A 17,944-nucleotide genomic window follows, 5' to 3' on the forward strand; every position below is an offset into this window, starting at 1 on the left:
CGGCGACGTGCTCGAGGACGCCTACACCGAGGAGTTCCTGGCGTCGAATCCGGTCGAGCGGATCGAGACCTACGAGACCGGCACGTGGGACCGCGGCGACGACATCGTGATCGACCCCGAAGCCGGCGAGAGCATGGAGGAGATGCTCCGCTCGCTCGGCTACATCAGTGGTGGGGGCGATGACGAGGACGGTGGCGACGACACCGTCGCCAGCGGAGGCGGCATGAGCGTGGAGCACGCGGTGAACCTGGCCAACGTGCTCCGCGGCCAAGGGCGCCTGCAGGAAGCCGCCGCCACGCTCGAGGAGCAACTGGAGCGGAACCCGCGCCACGTCGAGTCGCGCATGAACCTGGCGCAGGTCCACGGCGAGATGGGGGACTTCGATCGCTCGCTGGAGCTGTTCGCCGAACTGCACCGCGAGCGTCCCGAGGACCTCGACGTGATCGAGGACTACGCCCTGGGCCTGGCCCGGGCCGGCCGGATCGAGGACGTCGTCCAGCTCTACCGCAAGGGGCTGGAGATCGATCCCGACTGGGCGGTGGGTCTGGCCGGACAGGGTCTGGCCGAGCACCGGCTGGGCCGCAGCGAGGAAGGACTGCGCAAGATCCGTCGGGCGGTGGAGATCGACCCGCGTTTCGCGCGGGCGCACTTCTACCTGGCCGCGGTCCTGCGCGACCGCGGGGATCTGGACGGCGCGCGCGATCAACTCGAGCGGACCCTCGAACTCGATCCCACGCACGAGCAGGCCGCGCTGCAGCTCGCGCAGTTCCTGCAGACCCGCGGGCAGGCCGATCGGGCCCGCACCTTCCTCGAGGACTTCCTCGAGAAGTCGGGAGCGAGCAGTGTGGTCAGTGCCGAGATCGCGGCCATCGACCTGCGGGCGGGCCGCCCGGAGCAGGCGCTGCCGATTCTGGAGGAGGCGGTGAGCGACTTCCCGCGCGACACCGATCTGCTCGGCAACCTCGGCATGGCCTACGCCATGACCGAGAACCTGCCGCGGGCGCGCGCCACCTTCGAGCGGCTGCTCGAGGTCGATCCGAACTCCGCCGAGGCGCACGCGCAGCTCGGGCAGTTCCTCCTGCAGAGCGGCGACACCGAGGCCGCGCGGCGTCATCTCGAGCGGGCGGCCGAACTCGCGCCCGACGACAGCGGCGTTCAGATCGCGCTGGCGACCTTCCACCATCGTCGCGGGCAGTTGGACGAGGCCATGCAGATCTACGAGGACGTGCTCGAACGCGAGCCCGAGAACGCGCTCGCCCTGTACCAGCTGGCGCTGGCCACCGGCGCGAGGGGGGACGAGGACACCGCACTCGAACTGCTCGAGCGAGCACGCGAACTCGACCCCACGTTGCCGATGCCGCAGCGCAAGAGCCAGTGACCATACGGCGGCGTCGCGGACCTTCCGCTTGACGCCGCCGAGTGGCCTCCGGACACTGCCCGTCGCCGCCCGTCCTCTCCGTCCGGGAACCCTGCGCATGGCGTCGCTCGACCTCCTTCTTGCGAATCTCCTGTCGCCGGTGGTGCTGGCCTTCGCGCTGGGCGTCCTGGCGAGGGTGGTGCGCAGCGACCTCGAGTTCCCCGCGCCGCTCTACGACGCACTGTCGATCTACCTGCTCCTGGCGATCGGGCTGAAGGGCGGGGCCGAGCTGAGTGTGACCCCCTTGCTGGAGTTCGCCGCTCCGGCGGGGCTCACCCTGGCGTTGGGTGTGGTGACGCCGCTGATCGCCTACGGAATCCTGCGGAAGCTCGGCCGCTTCGACCGTACGAACGCCGCCGCGGTGGCCGCGCACTACGGTTCGGTGTCGGCGGTGACCTTCATCGCGGCCACGGCCTTCGCCCAGCGGGCCGGGCTCGCTCCCGAGGGCTTCATGCCGGCCCTGGTGGCCCTGCTCGAGGTGCCTGCGATCGTGGTGGCCCTGATGATCGCCCACGTGCGTTCGGGGGCGGCGGGAACGTGGGGCGAGGCCCTGCACGAGATCATGGCCGGACGCAGTGTCGTTCTGCTCCTGGGCGGGCTGGCGATCGGTTGGTTGGCGGGCAAGGAGGGCATCGCACCCGTCGCGCCCTTCTTCGTGGAGGGGTTCCAGGGCGCGCTCACGCTCTTCCTGCTCGAGATGGGCATGGCGGCCGCGGCGCGGCTGCGCGATCTGCGTCGGGTCGGCGTGTTCCTCGTGATCTTCGGCGTGGTCCTGCCGATCCTGCACGGGGCGCTGGCGATCTGGCTGGGTGGACTGGTCGGCCTGTCACCCGGCGGCAGCGCCGTGTTCGGGGCGATGGTCTCGAGCGCCTCGTACATCGCCGCCCCGGCCGCGGTGCGCATCGCGCTTCCCCAGGCCAGCCCCACGCTCTACCTCACGGCGTCGCTGGGGATCACCTTCCCCTTCAACCTCACGCTGGGAATCCCCCTGTACTACGATCTGGCCATTCGTCTGGCCGGCTGATCCCGGAGGTGGACCGTGCACACCGTCGCCCTGAAGCTCGTGACCGTGATCACCGAACGTCTGTTGCGGGATCGAATCGTCGACGAACTGCGCAAGTGCGGTGCGAAGGGCTTCACCGTGAGCGACGTCTCGGGGGAAGGGTCGCGCGGGGTGCGCGCCAGCGAGTGGGAGGGACAGAACCTCCGGATCGAATCGGTGGTCAGCCCCGACGTCGCCGATCGCGTGGTCGAGCGGATCGCTGACGACTTCTTCGAGAACTACGCGGTGATCGTCTACCTGCAGGACGTCGAGGTGGTGCGCGGCGACAAGTACGTGTGACGCGGCGGCGGGACCCGCGCCGCTGTGTTAGCCTGACCGCTGGCGCGCCCAGCCCCACCGTTCGGCCGAACGGATCGAGGCCGTGCGACGCCAGTGGCGCGACGACCTGATCAACGCCTGGAACGAGCACCGCTGGATCCATCTGCCGCGAGAGATGGGCGCGCGCATCGCGCCGCTGATCGGGGCCGACGCCGACGAGGTGGCGGTGGCCGACTCGACCTCGGTCAACCTGTTCAAGATCGTGTCCGCGGCCCTGCGTCTGCGCCCCGATCGCCGGGTGATCGTGAGCGAGCGCGACAACTTTCCCAGCAACATCTACATGACGCAGGGTCTGATCGACCTGCTCGGGCGTGACCACGAGCTGCGCCTGGCCGAGCCCGGTGAGGTGGACGCCTGCATCGACGACGACGTGGCCGTGGTCTGCCTCACGCACGTGAACTTCCGCACCGGCGCCATGCACGACCTGCCCGCGGTCACCGAGCGCACCCACGCGGTCGGCGCGATCTCCGTGTGGGACCTGTCGCACAGCGCCGGCTCGGTGCCGATCGGCCTCGACGCCGCCGACGTCGACCTGGCCACGGGTTGTGGCTACAAGTTCCTCAACGGCGGCCCGGGGGCCCCGTCGTTCTTCTACGTGAACCGTCGCCTCCACGATTCCTGGGCCCAGCCGTTGACGGGCTGGCTCGGCCACGCGGCTCCCTTCGACTTCGTGCCCGACTACGAACCGGCGCCGGGTATCGCCCGCGGACTGTGCGGCACGCCGCCGATCCTGAGCATGGCCTCGCTCGACGCCGCGCTCGAGATCTTCGACGGGGTCGACATGGAGCAGGTGCGCGCGAAGTCGATGCGGCTGGGCGACCTGTTCCTCGACCTGGTCGAGGGCCGGTGCGCCGCGCACGGCTTCGAGGTGGTCTGCCCGCGCGAGGCCGACCGCCGGGGAAGTCAGGTGTGTCTGGGGCATCCGGAGGGCTACCGGATCATGCGCGCGTTGATCGACCGTGGAGTGATCGGGGACTTCCGCGCCCCGAACGTCCTGCGCTTCGGTCTGACCCCGCTCTACCAGCGCTACGTCGACGCGTACGACGCGGTGGAGACGCTGCGCGAGGTGATGGACGGCGAACTCTGGCGGGATCCGGCGTACGAGCGCCGGGACCTGGTGACCTGACCGCGCCGGCCGGGAAGGCGCGGTCAGGCGCGGTCTCCTCAGTTGCCGGTGGGCAGGCCCGCGATGAAGCCCAGGGTGAAGCTCCATGTGGCGTCCTGACCCGTCGGCGGCACGTCGCGGTGCAACTGGGTGACCAGCTCGAGCGACGGGGTCACGAGGCTGTTCATGCCGATGGCGAATCCGTGCACGGTCTCGTCGGCGGTACGGTCGTCGCCCACGCCCATCGTGCGGTCGTACTCCACCAGCAGTTCGTGGCGCTCGGTCAGGCGCAGGTAGGCACCCGGATTGACGGTGAAGTCGACGAGGCGCCGGGCGCTGCTGCTACCCAGCGCCGGATCACCGGATCCACCGTAGGCCGAGTAGCCACCGCGCAGGTACAGACCCCAGCTGCCCATCTCGGGATCGTGGTCGTAGTTGATTTCGGCCATGGGACTGAGGCTCAGGGTTCCGAGACCGTCGCCGGCCGCGCCGACGTCCAGCGCCAGGTCGACGTCGACGTGGTCGGTCTCGAGCGGAGTGCTGATCAGACCGAAGCACAGGCTCGATTCGCCGCGGAAGTACTGCTGGTCGACGGCGACGCAGGTGCCGAGGTAGGCCGCGAATCCGTTCATGAGACCGTAGCCGAGCACGATCTCGTTGGAGAGTTCGCGGTCGGCCGCGGCCTGACCCATTCCGCCGTAGCCCAGGTAGTACTCGGCGTCGGTGGCACCGGCGTCGTAGGGCTCGACGGTGTCGAGGGCGGCGGCCGGGGTCACGAGCAGGGCCAGGACGGCTCCGGTGATCGCCAGCTTCGACTTCAGGTCGCAGCCGAGGTTGCAGCCTCCGCATCCTCCGCCGCAGGGCGAGTCGTTCTTCGCGTTCTTCCGCGTCCCACGGATGGCCGGGGCCAGGACCGCGAAGGCGGCAACGGTGACGATGACGGTGACGAGTGCGTGTTCCATGATCGTTCCTTTCTCTCGCGGTTCAGACCAGCAGGCGGCCGACCTGGGAAACGGTGAGCGAGACGAAGTAGGCGACCACGGTGAGGCCGCCGAGTTGGAGGAGCGCCCAGCGCCAACGGCCCGACTCGCGCCGGGTGACGGCGATGGTCGCCATGCAGGGAGTGGAGATCAGCAGGAAGAGGATGAGCGAGATCCCGGTGACGATGGAGTACTCGCTGCGGATGGCGTCGCGCAGCGACGTGGACTCCTCGTCGGTCTCGCCCATCGAGTAGACGATGCCCATCTGCGAGACGAAGACCTCCTTGGCCGCGAAGGCGCCGACCATGGCGGTCCCCATCTTCCAGTCGAAGCCCAGCGGTTCGATCACGGGCGCCATGGCGTGACCGATGCGGCCGGCGATCGAGAAGCGCAGGTCCTCGGCCGCGCGGGCGTTCTCGATCTGCGCGTCGGTGAGCTGCACGGTGCCCGCCTCGACGGCCGCGTCGACGTCGTAGACGTCCTTCTTCGGGTAGGCCGTGATCGCCCACATGAGGATCGAGATCGCCAGGATGATCGTTCCCGCCTTGCGCAGGTAGATCCACGCACGGTCGCCGATCCGGGTGAGCACGCCGCGCAGCGTGGGCACGCGGTAGGGCGGCAGCTCCATCACGAAGGGAGCGTCGTCACCGCGCAGCACCGACTTGCGGAGCACCAGCGCCAGCGTCAGCGCCGCGAGCACGCCGAAGGCGTAGATCCCGAACAGCGCCGGCGCCTGCCACTTCGGGGCGAAGAAGGCCGGTACCAGGAGCAACCAGATCGGCAGACGCGCGCCGCACGACATGAGCGGCAGCACGAGCATCGTGGTGAGACGGTCGCGTTCGTTCTCGAGCGTGCGCGTGGCCATGATCCCCGGAATGGAGCAACCGAAGCCGGTGACCATGGGCATGAAGCTCTTGCCGTGCAGACCGAATCGGTGCATCACGCGGTCCATGAGGAAGGCCGCGCGCGCCATGTATCCGGTGTCCTCCAGGATCGCCAGTCCCAGGAAGAGCAGCACCACGTTGGGCAGGAACACGAGCACGCCGCCCACGCCGCCGATGATCCCGTCGACCAGCAGCGAGCGCAGCGGCGACTCCGATCCCGGAGCCCAGAGCCCGTCGACGACTCCGGCGAGCCGCGCGAAGCCCGACTCGATCCATTCCATGGGCAGGGCGCCCACGGTGAAGGTGAGCCAGAAGATGCCGTAGATGGCCGCGGCGAACAGCGGCAGTCCGAGCCAGCGGTTCACGGCCACGCGGTCGACAGCGTCGGAGAAGGCGCGGGCGTCGGCGCGCTGGGGGCGCAGCGTGACCTCGGTGAGCAGACCGTCGACGAAGCCGAAGTACTGCTCCATGAGGTACACCGAGACCTCGCGGCCCGTTTCGGCCTCGAGGCGTACGCGCTGGGCGGCGGCCACGTCGCAGACCTTGCGCGGGGCGGTCTCGTCGAGCACGCCCTCGTCGCCGGCGAGCAGGCGCGTGGCCCGCCAGTCGAGGCCCGTCGTCCGGGTCGGGAGCTCGGCGGCCACGGCCGCGATCGCATCGTGCAGGCGATCACCGAGGACCACGCGATCGGCCACGGGGCGGAGAGCGGTCGCGCGCTCGATGGCGTCGACGAGTTCCCGCATCCCCAGACGGCGGTGCGCGACGGTCGACACCACGGGGATGCCCAGGAGTTCTTCCATGGCTCCGAGGTCCAGACGCTGTCCCGCCTGTTCGGCCTCGTCGGCCATGTTCAGGCACAGCACCGCGCGGTTGCCCGTCTGCATGATCTGGGCGAGCAGCACGAGACTGCGCCGCAGCAGGGTGGAGTCGGCGACGACGACCACCACGTCGAGGTCGTCGCGCAGCAACTCCTCCTGCGCGATGCGCTCCTCGGGCGAGTACGAACTCAGGCTGTAGGTGCCGGGGAGATCGAGGAACTCGAGGCGGTTGGTGTCGGTGTTCCGGTGCCCGAGCCGCTTCTCGACCGTGACGCCCGCGTAGTTGCCGACGCGCTGGCGTGATCCGGTGAGCGCGTTGAACAGCGAGGTCTTGCCGCTGTTCGGGTTGCCGGCCAGGGCGACCCGCAGGGTCGCCGGGGCCTCGGTCGTGGTCGTCGGTTCGAGGACCGTGCTCATCGTCCTGCCTCCTCGTTGCCGGAGAGGTCGTCGAGCACGACCGCGTCGGCCTCGCTGCGCCGCAACGCCACCTGTCCGCCGCAGATCCGCACCCAGACGGGCTCGCCCGTCGGGGCCACGCGCTCCATCCGGACGGGCGTGCTCGGAAGGAATCCCATGTCCATGAGGCGCTGCCGCACGGCACCGTTGCCCTGGATCTCCCGGACCACCCCGTCGCGTCGGGGATCGAGCCCACTCAGTTTCATGTCGCCCTCCTGATCGGGGTGGAATTGAATATCGTTTTCAGTGATGAAATCTGGACTCACCAGGTCCTGAATGCCATTCGAAAACTGTGACGCGCGTCACGCGGGCCCGGAGCGGGCGTTTCCGGGCAGACGCAGGCCGGCCCGGCGCCGCATGGGCACCGGGCCGGGGTCCGGGCGGGAGTGTCGGGAGCGCGCCGGGCGGCGCGCGGGATCAGCTGCGGCCGGCGACGAAAGTGCCGCGCAGGACCGATCCGTCGGAGAACTCGATGTCGAAGGATCCCTCGACGGCCTTCTCGCTCACGTCGAGGAAGACCGCGCCGTCGACCCCGTAACGGGTCGCGCGGCCCTCGACCTCATCGGGCTCGAGGTACGAGGCGAAGAAGCCGTAGGGGGATTCGAGGTCGCGCCCGGCTTCGATCCCGAATCCACCGGTGACCGGTCGGGACTCGGTCCGGGCGCGGCCGAGCCGGAGCTCGGCGCCTCGGTGGTCCTGCAGGGTCAGCAGGCTGAAGTAGACGGTTCGCCCGTTCGGCGCGATCCGCTCGTCGAGGTCGTGGAAGACCCCGCGGAACGAGGTCTCCGACGCGGACAGGTCGGCCGCGACCGATCCCTCGAAGGGAACGGGCTCGGAATCGGGAGCCCGGAAGGTGGCGCGGAATTCACCGGGAGCCAGGGCCTCGTCGTCCGGGGCCGTGGCCGGGTTGGTGGAGTCGGAATCGCCGCAGGCGGCGAGGAACACGAGCGCGAACAGGGAGACGACCAGACGGGTCATGGCGAGAACCTCCTGAGGGCGTGGCGCGCATCGGCACGGTACCCGGCGTTCCTCACACGTGTCAATTCGGACGCGGCGATCGGGCGATTCGCGCCCCGGGGATCCGACCACCGCGCGATCGGGACCTTCCCGGATCGCCGCCGAGCCCCGTCGGCACGTGGATGTTGCCAGTTCCGGCCGCGCCTCGCGTGGCCCGCCGCCTTCCATGCGCCCGCGAGAGGTCTCCGTGGAACTCCTGCTGATCATGCTGCTGGTGCTGCTGGCCCTCAGCCGGGCCTTCGCCGAGGTGGCCGAACGCCTCGGCCAGCCCGGGCTGGTGGGAGAGCTGGCCGCGGGCATCCTGCTGGGTCTGCTGGCCGCGCCGGTGGCCCGGGTGTCGGGCGTTCCCATCGACTTCGTCCACGACGTGCAGGAGACGCACGCCTTCGAGGCCATCACCGAGCTGGGGATCTTCTTCCTCATGCTGCTCGGTGGCCTCGACCTGCGGCCGCGCGACATGGCGCAGGCCTCGCGCAGCGCCTTCGTCATCGCCCTCGGTGGTCTGTTGGTCCCGCTCGCAGCCGGGCTGGCCCTGGGCTGGTGGCTGCTGCCCGCCTCCGACGTGAAGACGGCGCAGTCCGTGTTCCTGGGCACGGCCCTGGCGATCACCGCGGTCCCGGTGTCGATCCGCGTGCTGCGCGACCTCGGCCGACTCGACACGCGCGTGGGCAGCGTGGTCGTGTCGGCGGCGGTGTACGACGACGTGCTCAGTCTGGTCCTTCTGGCCGTTCTGACGGCCCTGTTGAAGACCGGCGCCTGGCCGTCGGCAGCCGGTCTGTTGCTGCTCGGCGGCAAGGTCCTGCTGTTCTTCGCCGTGACCGTCGGCTTCGGGCGCTGGATCCTGCCGCGCATCGGTCGGGTGCTGCACCTCTCGCGGGCCAGCGAGTTCCCCTTCAGCACCGTGCTGGTCACCGCGCTCGCCTTCGGTGTGCTGGCCGAGCAGCTGGGCATGCACTTCATCCTGGGCGCTTTCATGGCGGGCCTGTTCTTCCAGCGCGGAACCCTGGACGACGAGGCGTTCGAGTCGGTCCGCCGGCGCACCGAGGGCATCACCACCGGATTCCTCGCACCGATCTTCTTCGCCTCGATCGGTCTGCACCTGACGGGATCGGCGGTGGTCGAGACCCCGTGGTTCCTCGTGGCGCTGCTGGTGATCGCCTTCTTCGCGAAGTTGCTCGGCGGTGGTCTCGTGGCCTATCTGATGGAACGTGACCCGGCCGGTGCGGCGGTGGTGGGCTCGGCCATGAGCGCGCGGGGCGCGGTCGAACTGATCATCGCCGACATCGCGCTGCGCGCCGGACTGTTCGACGCACCCACGCCGACGCCACCGATCGTCGAGAACATGTTCTCCGCGGTGGTGATCATGGCCGTGGTGACCACGGTGGCCACGCCGGTGGCCGTGAACTGGATCCTGCGGTGGGACGCGGCGCGGGACTCGAAGATGCTCGAGCAGTGAGCCCTACAGAGACCACCAGTAGCTGAGCTTCACCAGGAAGGTGTTCACCGGCCGGTTGCGGAAGAGCGCGTCGGCGTCGAAGCGGTCGCTGAACGTGCGTCCGTCGTCGAAGGCGCTGCCACGGGTCAGGTTGCCGTCGCGCGCGTGGGTCCACACCAGGAAGAGGGCCGACCCGGGGCGGTACTCCCAGCGGTAGACCACGTTCAGGTTGATCGAGGCCAGGCGGAAGTCCTCGTCGCGGATGTCGAAGTCCCGACCCACGAGGTCTCCGTCGTCGTCCTCCTCGAGCACGGTCTCGACCGGCGCGAAGTCGTAGCTCCCCGGGCGGGTCAGCGCTCGCGGGCGCGAGAAGGATCCGCGCGCCAGGAAGGGCTGCGCGTACAGCTCGAGGCTCTGGTTGCGCGTGAACAGGACGTTGCTGCGAAGGGTGAGGTCGAGGGTCTCACTGTCGAGCTCGCCGAACACGTAGCTCACCCCGCCGATGCCGGGCTGGCCGTCGGCGGTCGCGTAGTTGCCGACCCACTGGGCATCGGTGGTGGCCGTGTTCCAGCTCGCGCTCAGGCGATGGTTCATGCGTGTGTTCTGGATCCAGCGCAGCGACGCGCGCAGGTCCCGCGTGTGCGAGCCGGCTTCGGTTCCGCGCTCGTTCCACTCGGCCTCGAGCACCAGATCGCGCCGGAAGTCCGAGTTGAAACCGAGCCAGAATCCGCTGCGTGCCGGCGTCTCGATCAGGGGACCGCGGACACCGTCGAAGAAGCGGGTCTCGAACTTCGACACGCCCTCGACGTCGTGCCACAGCCCGAGCCAGCCGCGCCACCGCGATCGGGTCTGGATCGATGCGTTGACGTTCCCGCCGCCACCCGACGGCACACCGCCGCCGTAGGAGAACAGGGTGCCACCGGGATCGGTGGGGTCGATGACGCTGCGGCCGGCGTAGAGCCACTTCCGATGCAGGCTGAGTTCCACGCTGCCGTCGGTGATCGCGTCACCCTCGCCGCCTCCGAGCCGGCGCTGCAACCACAGCGAGCCGAACATCTCGTCGGCGGCGGCCAGGCGGCCGGCGTCGTTGGGGTCGAAGCGATCGCCTTCCCATCGACCACGCAGCGACCCGCGCCAGCGGCCGCCGTACTTGCCGACCCGCAGCTGCCCGGCCGTTCCGACCACCGGCTCGTGGTCGACGGGAGTGCCGTCGGCCACGGGTGCGTCGTCGATCACCGTCGCCACCATGCTGCCCTGCACGCGGTACGCGCGCTCGTCGAAGGTCAGTTCGAAGTCGGCACCCGAGCCGTAGGCGTCGCGCGAGCGGCGGGTGTCGGCGTCGAGATCGGTGCGGGTGTCGCCGTCGCGCAGCACGGCGGTCTGCATGAAGTTCACGCGATGGTCGCCGTGGGCGAACTCCTTGCCGAAGCGGGTGACCGCGTACCAGGTCTGGTCGTCGCCGTCGGCGAAGGGATTGTGGGCCCGGCCGGGAAGCGTGCGGTCGGTGGTGGCGAGCAGGGTGGCGACCGAGACGTCGCCGGCGGTCTTGCCGATCACCTTGCCGGCGAACTTGATGCGCGTGTTCTCGCCGCCCTCGCCGATGCGTCGCGAGTAGAAGAGGTTGAAGTCGGGGTGCTGGAAGGCGCGCGCGCCCTCGACGAAGAACGGGCGGCGCTCGTCGAAGAAGTTCTCGAAGGGACCCAGGTTGAGCACGGCCGGGTCCGCCTCGACCTGGCCGAAGTCGGGCTGCAGGGTGGCGTTCAGCGTGAGGTCTGCGGTCAGGCCGTAGCGGAGGTCGGCGCCGAAGTTCTGGAAGTCGCTCAGATCGCCGGCCCGGCCGCCGAAGTCCGGATTCGTCGAGCGCGCCACGACGTAGGGGATCACTTCGACCTGCTTGGCCGCGGGCACGCTGCGCAGGCCCCGGAGTTCGCCGAAGCGACTGACGAAGCCGGCGTCGTCGCGGTCCCAGTGCGCCCATCCGGTGTCGACGCCGCGGCCGTGCATCCAGCGGTAGACCTGCAGGCCCCAGGTCATCTCGTCGGCCGGTCGGTAGCGGATGGCCGCGAAGGGGATCCGCATCTCCGTCGACCAGCCGCGCTCGTCGCGGAAGGTCTCGGCCGTCCACACGGCGTCCCAGTCGGAATCGCGGTTGCCGTCGTCGAAGACATAGGCGTCGGCCTGCGATCCGTCGGGGTTGACGCGGAAATTGTAGCCCGTGGTGCGGTCGTGGTAGGGGTCGACGTACACGCTCACGAGGTCGGAGTTCTGCAGGTTGTCGCGGCGGCAGAGGGTCGACGACGTCAACGACGGATCGCGTTCGAAGCACGCCACGGCGAAGTACAACGCCTCGTCGTCGTAGGCCACGCGGAACACGGTGGTCTCGTCGGCGGCTACGCCGCGGTCGGGCTCGTGCTCGACGAATCCCCAGCCGGAGGGGATCGTCGACCACACCGGGTCGTCGAGTCTTCCGTCGAGCTCGATCGACCCGGGATCCACCCGTTGGGCGTGCACGTACGGGCGCTCGTGCAGTCGTCCGCTCGCGTGGGTGGGGTGGAGAGAAGACTCGGTGCGGTTGGGCACGAACGAGTCGAAGGCCATCGCGCTCGGACCGTACAGGCCGAGCGCGACGACCACGAGGAGTCCCAGGCGCAGGGTCACGTCGTTCCGACCTCAGCGCCGGGGCCGTGCCGGCCGCGGGTACGATGGCCTTTCGACCTCGATCTCCGGTGCGGCCTCGAGCAGACGCAGCGCTTCGTCCACTGCGCGTTCCAGTTGCGGGTCGCGGCCCTCGGCTGCCGAGCGGGCGTCCAGGCGCACCTCGATGTCGGGCGGCACGCCTTCGTTCTCGGCCACGTACTCGCCGGCGACAGGGTCGAAGACCGCGTTGTCGGGTGCGGTGAGCACGCCGCCGTCGATCATCGGGTAGTGGACCGACGACTTCACGAGCCCGCCCCAGGTACGGGTGCCGATCAACGGCCCGACCTCCTGCTGGCGGAAGGCCCAGGGGAAGTAGTCCCCGCCCGATCCGGCCAGGGCGTTGATCAGTAGCACCTTCGGTCCGAGCACACCGGTCGGAAGGACCATGGGCTGGCCACCCTCGGCCTCGTTGGTCAGGGCCGCGCGCAGACCGCGGGTCATGAGATCGACCATGTAGTCGTCGAGCAGACCGCCGCCGTTGTACCGCGCGTCGATCACGGCGCCCTGCTTGTCCTGTTGGGCGAAGAAGTAGCGGTTGAACGAGACGAATCCGGGTCCGGCGGTGTTCGGCACCCACACGTAGGCCAGGCGCCCGTCGGACAGTTCGTCGACACGGCGGCGGTTGTCCTCGACCCAGGCGCGCAGGCGCAACCGGCGCTCGCTGCGGATGGGCTCGACGGTCACCGTCCAGGCCTCGTCCATGGTGGGTTCGTCGTTCAGGTGCACCAGGGTCTGACGGCCGGCCGTGCCGTCGAGCCGACGGTAGGGATCGTCGTCGTCGGTCAGCTCGACGCCGTTCACGGCGAGCAGGTAGTCGCCCTCGTCGGCGCGCAGTCCGGGCCGGGCGAGCGGAGCGGACAGGCCGGGGTTCCAGCTCTCGAGCGTGTAGATGCGGTCGATGCGCCAGCGCCCGTCGTGGGCGACGAGGTCGGCCCCGAGCAGCCCGACCCCGGAGTCGTCGACGTCGGGCAGGTCGCCGCCGCCGACGAAGCTGTGGCCCACGGCGAGTTCGCCGTTCATCTGGTCGAGGACGTAGGTCAGATCGGCGCGGTGGCGCACGTGTTCGACCAACGGACGGTAGCGATCGCGCACCGCGTCCCAGTCGGCGCCGTGCAGGCCGGGGTCGTAGAAGAAGTCCCGCTCGTAGCGCCAGGCCTCGTCGAACAGCTGCTGCCACTCGGCGCGGCGGTCGAGGCGCATCTGCAGGTCGAGATCGAGCGCGCCGTCGCCCGGCTGCGGGGGCGACGCGGTCGACACCACGCTCCAGCCGCCCGGCGTGCGATGGATCATCGATTCACCGTCGTTCGACACGGCGACCGAACGCACCCCCTCGGCGAAGGTCTCGGCCTCGCGCTCCTCGAGCGAGAACTTCTGCAGCCGCAGTCCCGGCGCATCCTCGACCTGCTCGCCGAGGAACACCGTCCCCTCGGGACCGGCGACCGCGATCCGATAGCGGGCGGCCGGCACGGGGAGCGCCACGATCCGCTCGTGGATCCCCTCGACGTCGATGCGGACGTCCTCGTCCTCCGTCCCTTCGCCGTCCTCGCCGTCTTCGGGCTCCTCGGAGCCGGTCTCTTCCTCTTCTTCGACGACGACCTCCTCCTCGTCGCTGCGCAACGGGAAGGGCGTGGGGTCGTCGGCGCGCAGGATCATGACCCACGCGGCGTAGGTCGGGTCGGCGGGGATCGAACTCGTGTTGGCCCAGCCCGAGCCCAGGGCGAGGTCGGTGCTGGCGAGGAAGTAGAGGTGCCGGCCGTCGCGGTCGAACGCGGGGGCGGTGGAGTCGGCCAGGGGATCGGTGAGCACGGAGGTGTCGTCGGACTCGACCGACCACACGACGATGCGGCGGAAGTCGTTCTCGAAGGTCTTCGCGTAGGCCAGCCACTGCGAGTCGGGCGACCAGGTCAGGCCCATGTCGCCGCGCTCGAGATTCGTACCGCCGACGTCGACGGTCTCGACGTCGCCCGACTCGACCTCGACCACACGCACCCGGACGTCGTCGTCGACGAAGGCGATGCGTTCGCCGTCGGGCGACCACGTGACCTCCCAGGCCATCTTCGATTCGCCGATGTCGATGCGGCGCGGCTCCGACAGGCCGTCCTGGTCGGTGAGGACCAGTTCGTAGCCGTCGCCGTCGTCGCGGAACCACGCGATCGTGCCGCCGTCGGGTGACCACACCGGCGTGCGGTCGTGGGCGCCGGAGCTGCGCGAGAGGTTGCGCGCGTCGCCGTGCTCGACGGGCACGGTGAAGACCTCGCCGCGCGCCTGGACCACGGCGCGCTTGCCCGTCGGCGAGAGCCGCGCCCACGAGACCGAACCGCCCACGTCCTCCCACTGCGGCCGTGCCCAGGGGAAGTCCCCGCGCACGGTGATCCGCAGGCGCTCCACGTCGCCCGACGCCGGATCGAGGAGGTGCACGAAGCCGTCACGTTCGAACACCAGTCCCTGCGTTCCACCGTCGAGGGTCTTCACGTCGGTGCCCTCGAAGTCGGTGATCTGCTCGAGCGCGCCGGTCGCGACGTCGTAGGACCACACGTTCATGGTCCAGTCACGGTCGCTGAGGAAGACCACGCGGTCGCCGACCCACACCGGGTGGCGGTCGGTCGAGCGATCGGGATTCGGCAGCCAGGTCTCCTCGAGCGATTCGAGGTCGAGGATCACCAGCGGCGTGTTCTGTCCGCCGCGGTAGTTCTGCCACTCCCAGTCCCAGCGGGTCACGCGGTCGATCACGATACGCTCGCCGTCGCCCGCGAAGGAGCCGTCCCAGGCCCAGGGCGCGGGCAGCACGGTCGACGGACCGCCGTCGGCGTCCACCGTCCAGAGCCGGCCGTAGCCGCGGGGCGCGGTACCGCGGGTCGACATGTACAGGATGCGGTCGCCGTCGGGCGACCAGCCCCGCGCGGCGCTCCCGGCCGGATGCCAGGTCAGTCGTCGCGGCGTGCCACCCTCGATGCCCACCACGTACACGGCCGGGGTGCCGTCGCGGTTCGAGGTGAAGGCGATCCACCGTCCGTCGGGAGAGAAGTGCGGATCGCTCTCCACGGCCGCCGTGGCGGTGAGACGCCGGGCGACGCCGCCGTCGCGGCCCACGATCCACAGATCGGAGCCGTGGGTGAAGGCCACGTGCTCGGCGCTCAGCGTCGGCTGGCGGAGCAGGCGCGTGTCGTCGTCGGCGGTGGTGGTGGTCGGAACGGCGAGCAGGAGCAGTGGCAGGATGCGGAGCAGCACGGAGGTCTCCCCGGGAAGGGAACGGAACGAGGACGTCGACTTCGGGCGGGGACCGCGCACAAGGTCGGGTGCAGTCCGCACGCTGGCCACGCCGGGTTGCGCGGGATCACTTCTTCGCAGGATCCACCGGGGCGGAAGGTCGTGAACGCGCCGACAGCGTGACGGCGACGCCTCCGAGGATCAGCATCGCGGCGACCGCAAGCCGCAGCGTGAAGGGCTCGCCGAGCAGGAGCAGACCTCCCACCGCGGCGATCACCGGCACGGTGAGCTGCACGGCCGCGGCGCGCGTGGCCGTCAGTCCGCGCAGGGCGTCGTACCAGATCACGTAGCCCAGGCCGCTCGCCAGCGCGCCCGAGGCCACGGCCAGCAGCGCGCCCCGGGGTTCGAGGTCGACGGTCGACAGGGCCACGACCACGAGCACCCCGACCATCGGCACCGACCGGACGAAGTTGTCGGTCGTCCGCACGACGGGATCGCCCGGACCACGCCCGCGCAGCGAGTACACGCCCCAGGCGACGCCGGCGCCGGCCATGGCGACGGTGCCGAACGGCGACGGCGCGGCCATGCCCGGCGACACGAGGTAGGCCAGTCCGCCGAGGGCGAGCAGGATCCCGATCCACTGCCGCGGGCGGGGGCGTTCGCCGCGCGCGATTCCCCAGGTGATCATGGTCACCTGCACCAGCGCGAACAGGATCAACGCGCCGGTCCCCGCCGGCAGCTCCAGATAGGCGAAGGAGAAGAGGGCCGCGTAGGCGAAGAGCGCGGCGGCCGACGTCCAGTCGCCGCGGTCGACCGGCGTTCGCCGGCGCCCGCGGGCCCGCGCGACGACGAGCAGGGTCACCGCACCCGAGGTCAGGCGCAGTCCGGTGAAGCTCGCCGCGTCGATGTCGGGCGGGTCGAGGGCCAGGCGGGTCAGGACCGAGTTGGCGGCGAAGGCCACCATGGCCAGCGAGGTGATCAGGAGCGTGCGCATCCGCAATGGGTCCGTCGGCACCGGATCAGTCCGCCAGGTAGTAGTCGATCGTCGACACCACGCGGACCTTCTTCACGTGCGGCGTGCTGGCGTCGCGGTCGGTGATCGTGAACTGCCCCTGGCGCGCGCGGCGGATGCGTCCCACCCGGCTCTGCGAATCCTCGGCGAACTTCCGGGCGACCTCGCGCGCGGCCAGCGTGGCCTCTTCGATCATCGCGGGCTTGATGTCGTTCAGCCCGGTGAACAGGAACTGGGGTCGGGCCTGGTGGTGATCGGTCTCGAACACGATGCCCTCGCGGCCGAGTTCCTCGAGCCGGGACATGGTCTCGCGCACGCGGTCGACGTCGCCGGTGTACACCGTGATCGTCCGCGACGCCGTGTAGCGCAGACCGACGTCGCCCGGGCTTCCGTAGCGCTGGGCGAGCTTGTCGACCACCGCGGGCGGCGACACGGTGACGTCCTCGTCGGCGAAGCCGGCCTCGCGCAGGAAGGTCACGATGCGCGCGGTCTTCTCCTCGAGCGTGCGGTACAGGGCCGAGTAGTCGTCGCCGGCGTCGACGAAGCGCAGCGGCCAGATCGCGACGTCGGCCGCGACCTCGCGTTCGGCCAGCCCTTTCACCGTGACCACACGGTCGCGCTCCTTGAACTCGACGATGCCCCGGTGGAGCTGCTGGCCGAGCAGGAACAGACCCGCCACGAGCGCGATCGACAGGAACAGGAACGACGGCGAGCGTTCGGGGCGGACGACGTTCATGGGGCTCCTCGGTGGTGGCGGCTCGGTGATTCTACCGGATCGGCGCTGAAGCGTTCCCGGTGATCGTGATCAGACGACGGGATCGGAGTCCACCACGCCGAGTTCCCGCCCCAGGGTCGGGACGTCGGCCACGACGACCCGGGCACCGGCGGTGAGCAGCCGGTCGGGGTCGTGCGATCCCCACCCGACGCCGACCGCTTCGGTCCCGGCGGAGAGGGCAGCGCCCACGTCGTGGATCGAATCGCCGACGACGACGGTGGCCTCGGCGGGGACCCCCGCCTCGTCCATGGCCCGGAGGATCATGCCGGGATGCGGCTTGCTCGGCGCGTCGTCGGCGGTTTGCAGGGTCACGAAGTGCCGCTGCAGGTCGTGTTCCTCGATCACCGACAGCAGGCCGCGGCGCGACTTCCCCGTGGCGACACCGAGCAGGACGCCGCGGTCGAGCAGCCGGTCGAGCAGATCGCCGATCCCGTCGAAGAGGTGATCCCGGCCGTCCCGCTCCTGGGCCGCTACGTGCTCCTCGCGGTAGGACGTGATCAGGGCGTCGACCCGATCCGGAGGCAGACCGCCGATCAGGTCCTCGACGAAGGCCGACAGCGACAGCCCGACGCGCTCGCGCACGGCGTTCGCGGAGGGGACCGGCAGGCCCTGGCGGGCGAAGGCGCGCTGCACGTTCCGCACGATCGCGTGGTGGCTGTCGACGAGGGTGCCGTCGCAGTCGAAGACGACGAGGCGAGGGGCGGCGTGCAAGGTCCTGGAGCTCCTGGTTGGCCACGAATCCATGGATTCGTGGTCGAAT

13 protein-coding genes and 1 pseudogene are annotated in these 17,944 nt (G+C 70.2%); 5 read left to right on the plus strand and 9 right to left on the minus strand.

Annotated features, from left to right (window positions below; genetic code table 11):
* From VKA86_03985 to kynU, 4 genes and pseudogenes are all read left to right on the plus strand, one after another.
* Positions 1-1,378, plus strand: a 1,378-nt coding sequence (locus VKA86_03985; GenBank protein ID HKK70353.1) for a tetratricopeptide repeat protein, incomplete at its 5' end; no start/stop codon positions are given.
* A 97-nt stretch (positions 1,379-1,475) separates the two neighbouring features.
* Positions 1,476-2,441 carry a sodium-dependent bicarbonate transport family permease gene (locus VKA86_03990; protein ID HKK70354.1) on the plus strand — a complete coding sequence of 322 codons (966 nt, stop codon included), beginning with the start codon at positions 1,476-1,478 and terminating at the stop codon, positions 2,439-2,441.
* A 15-nt stretch (positions 2,442-2,456) separates the two neighbouring features.
* Positions 2,457-2,759: a P-II family nitrogen regulator gene (locus tag VKA86_03995; GenBank protein HKK70355.1), complete on the plus strand. Its 303-nt coding sequence runs from the start codon at positions 2,457-2,459 to the stop codon at positions 2,757-2,759.
* Positions 2,760-2,820: 61 nt separating this feature from the next.
* Positions 2,821-3,924, plus strand: a pseudogene (kynU, locus tag VKA86_04000) (kynureninase).
* Between the two features lie 38 nt (positions 3,925-3,962).
* On the opposite strand, the gene VKA86_04005 reads toward kynU, so the two are convergent.
* The 4 genes from VKA86_04005 to VKA86_04020 form a co-directional block, all read right to left on the minus strand.
* The gene (locus tag VKA86_04005; protein HKK70356.1) at positions 3,963-4,865 is read right to left on the minus strand and encodes a FeoB-associated Cys-rich membrane protein; all 903 of its coding nucleotides are present in this window, start codon (positions 4,863-4,865) and stop codon (positions 3,963-3,965) included.
* Positions 4,866-4,887: 22 nt separating this feature from the next.
* Positions 4,888-7,002, minus strand: coding sequence for a ferrous iron transport protein B (gene feoB, locus VKA86_04010; GenBank protein ID HKK70357.1), 2,115 nt, complete (start codon positions 7,000-7,002; stop codon positions 4,888-4,890).
* Entirely contained in the window at positions 6,999-7,247 is a 249-nt protein-coding gene (locus tag VKA86_04015) for a ferrous iron transport protein A (protein HKK70358.1), read from the minus strand. Before VKA86_04015 ends, feoB begins: the two co-directional genes overlap by 4 nt.
* 211 nt (positions 7,248-7,458) lie before the next feature.
* On the minus strand, positions 7,459-8,019 hold the full coding sequence (locus tag VKA86_04020; GenBank protein ID HKK70359.1) for a hypothetical protein: 561 nt from the start codon (positions 8,017-8,019) through the stop codon (positions 7,459-7,461).
* A 226-nt stretch (positions 8,020-8,245) separates the two neighbouring features.
* On the opposite strand from VKA86_04020, the gene VKA86_04025 reads away from it, so the two are divergent.
* Positions 8,246-9,514, plus strand: coding sequence for a cation:proton antiporter (locus VKA86_04025; GenBank protein HKK70360.1), 1,269 nt, complete (start codon positions 8,246-8,248; stop codon positions 9,512-9,514).
* Between the two features lie 3 nt (positions 9,515-9,517).
* Here the strand turns inward: VKA86_04025 and VKA86_04030 are convergent, their stop codons facing one another.
* From VKA86_04030 to VKA86_04050, 5 genes are all read right to left on the minus strand, one after another.
* Positions 9,518-12,151: a DUF5916 domain-containing protein gene (locus tag VKA86_04030; protein HKK70361.1), complete on the minus strand. Its 2,634-nt coding sequence runs from the start codon at positions 12,149-12,151 to the stop codon at positions 9,518-9,520.
* A 12-nt stretch (positions 12,152-12,163) separates the two neighbouring features.
* Positions 12,164-15,418: a PDZ domain-containing protein gene (locus VKA86_04035; protein ID HKK70362.1), complete on the minus strand. Its 3,255-nt coding sequence runs from the start codon at positions 15,416-15,418 to the stop codon at positions 12,164-12,166.
* Between the two features lie 106 nt (positions 15,419-15,524).
* On the minus strand, positions 15,525-16,391 hold the full coding sequence (locus VKA86_04040) for a DMT family transporter (protein ID HKK70363.1): 867 nt from the start codon (positions 16,389-16,391) through the stop codon (positions 15,525-15,527).
* Between the two features lie 25 nt (positions 16,392-16,416).
* Positions 16,417-17,145 (minus strand): SIMPL domain-containing protein, encoded by a 729-nt coding sequence (locus tag VKA86_04045; GenBank protein HKK70364.1) that lies wholly within the window; start codon positions 17,143-17,145, stop codon positions 16,417-16,419.
* Positions 17,146-17,214: 69 nt separating this feature from the next.
* On the minus strand, positions 17,215-17,895 hold the full coding sequence (locus VKA86_04050; GenBank protein HKK70365.1) for an HAD-IA family hydrolase: 681 nt from the start codon (positions 17,893-17,895) through the stop codon (positions 17,215-17,217).
* Between the last annotated feature and the right edge of the window lie 49 nt (positions 17,896-17,944).

Source organism: Candidatus Krumholzibacteriia bacterium (assembly GCA_035268685.1).
Lineage (GTDB): Bacteria > Krumholzibacteriota > Krumholzibacteriia > JAJRXK01 > JAJRXK01 > JAJRXK01.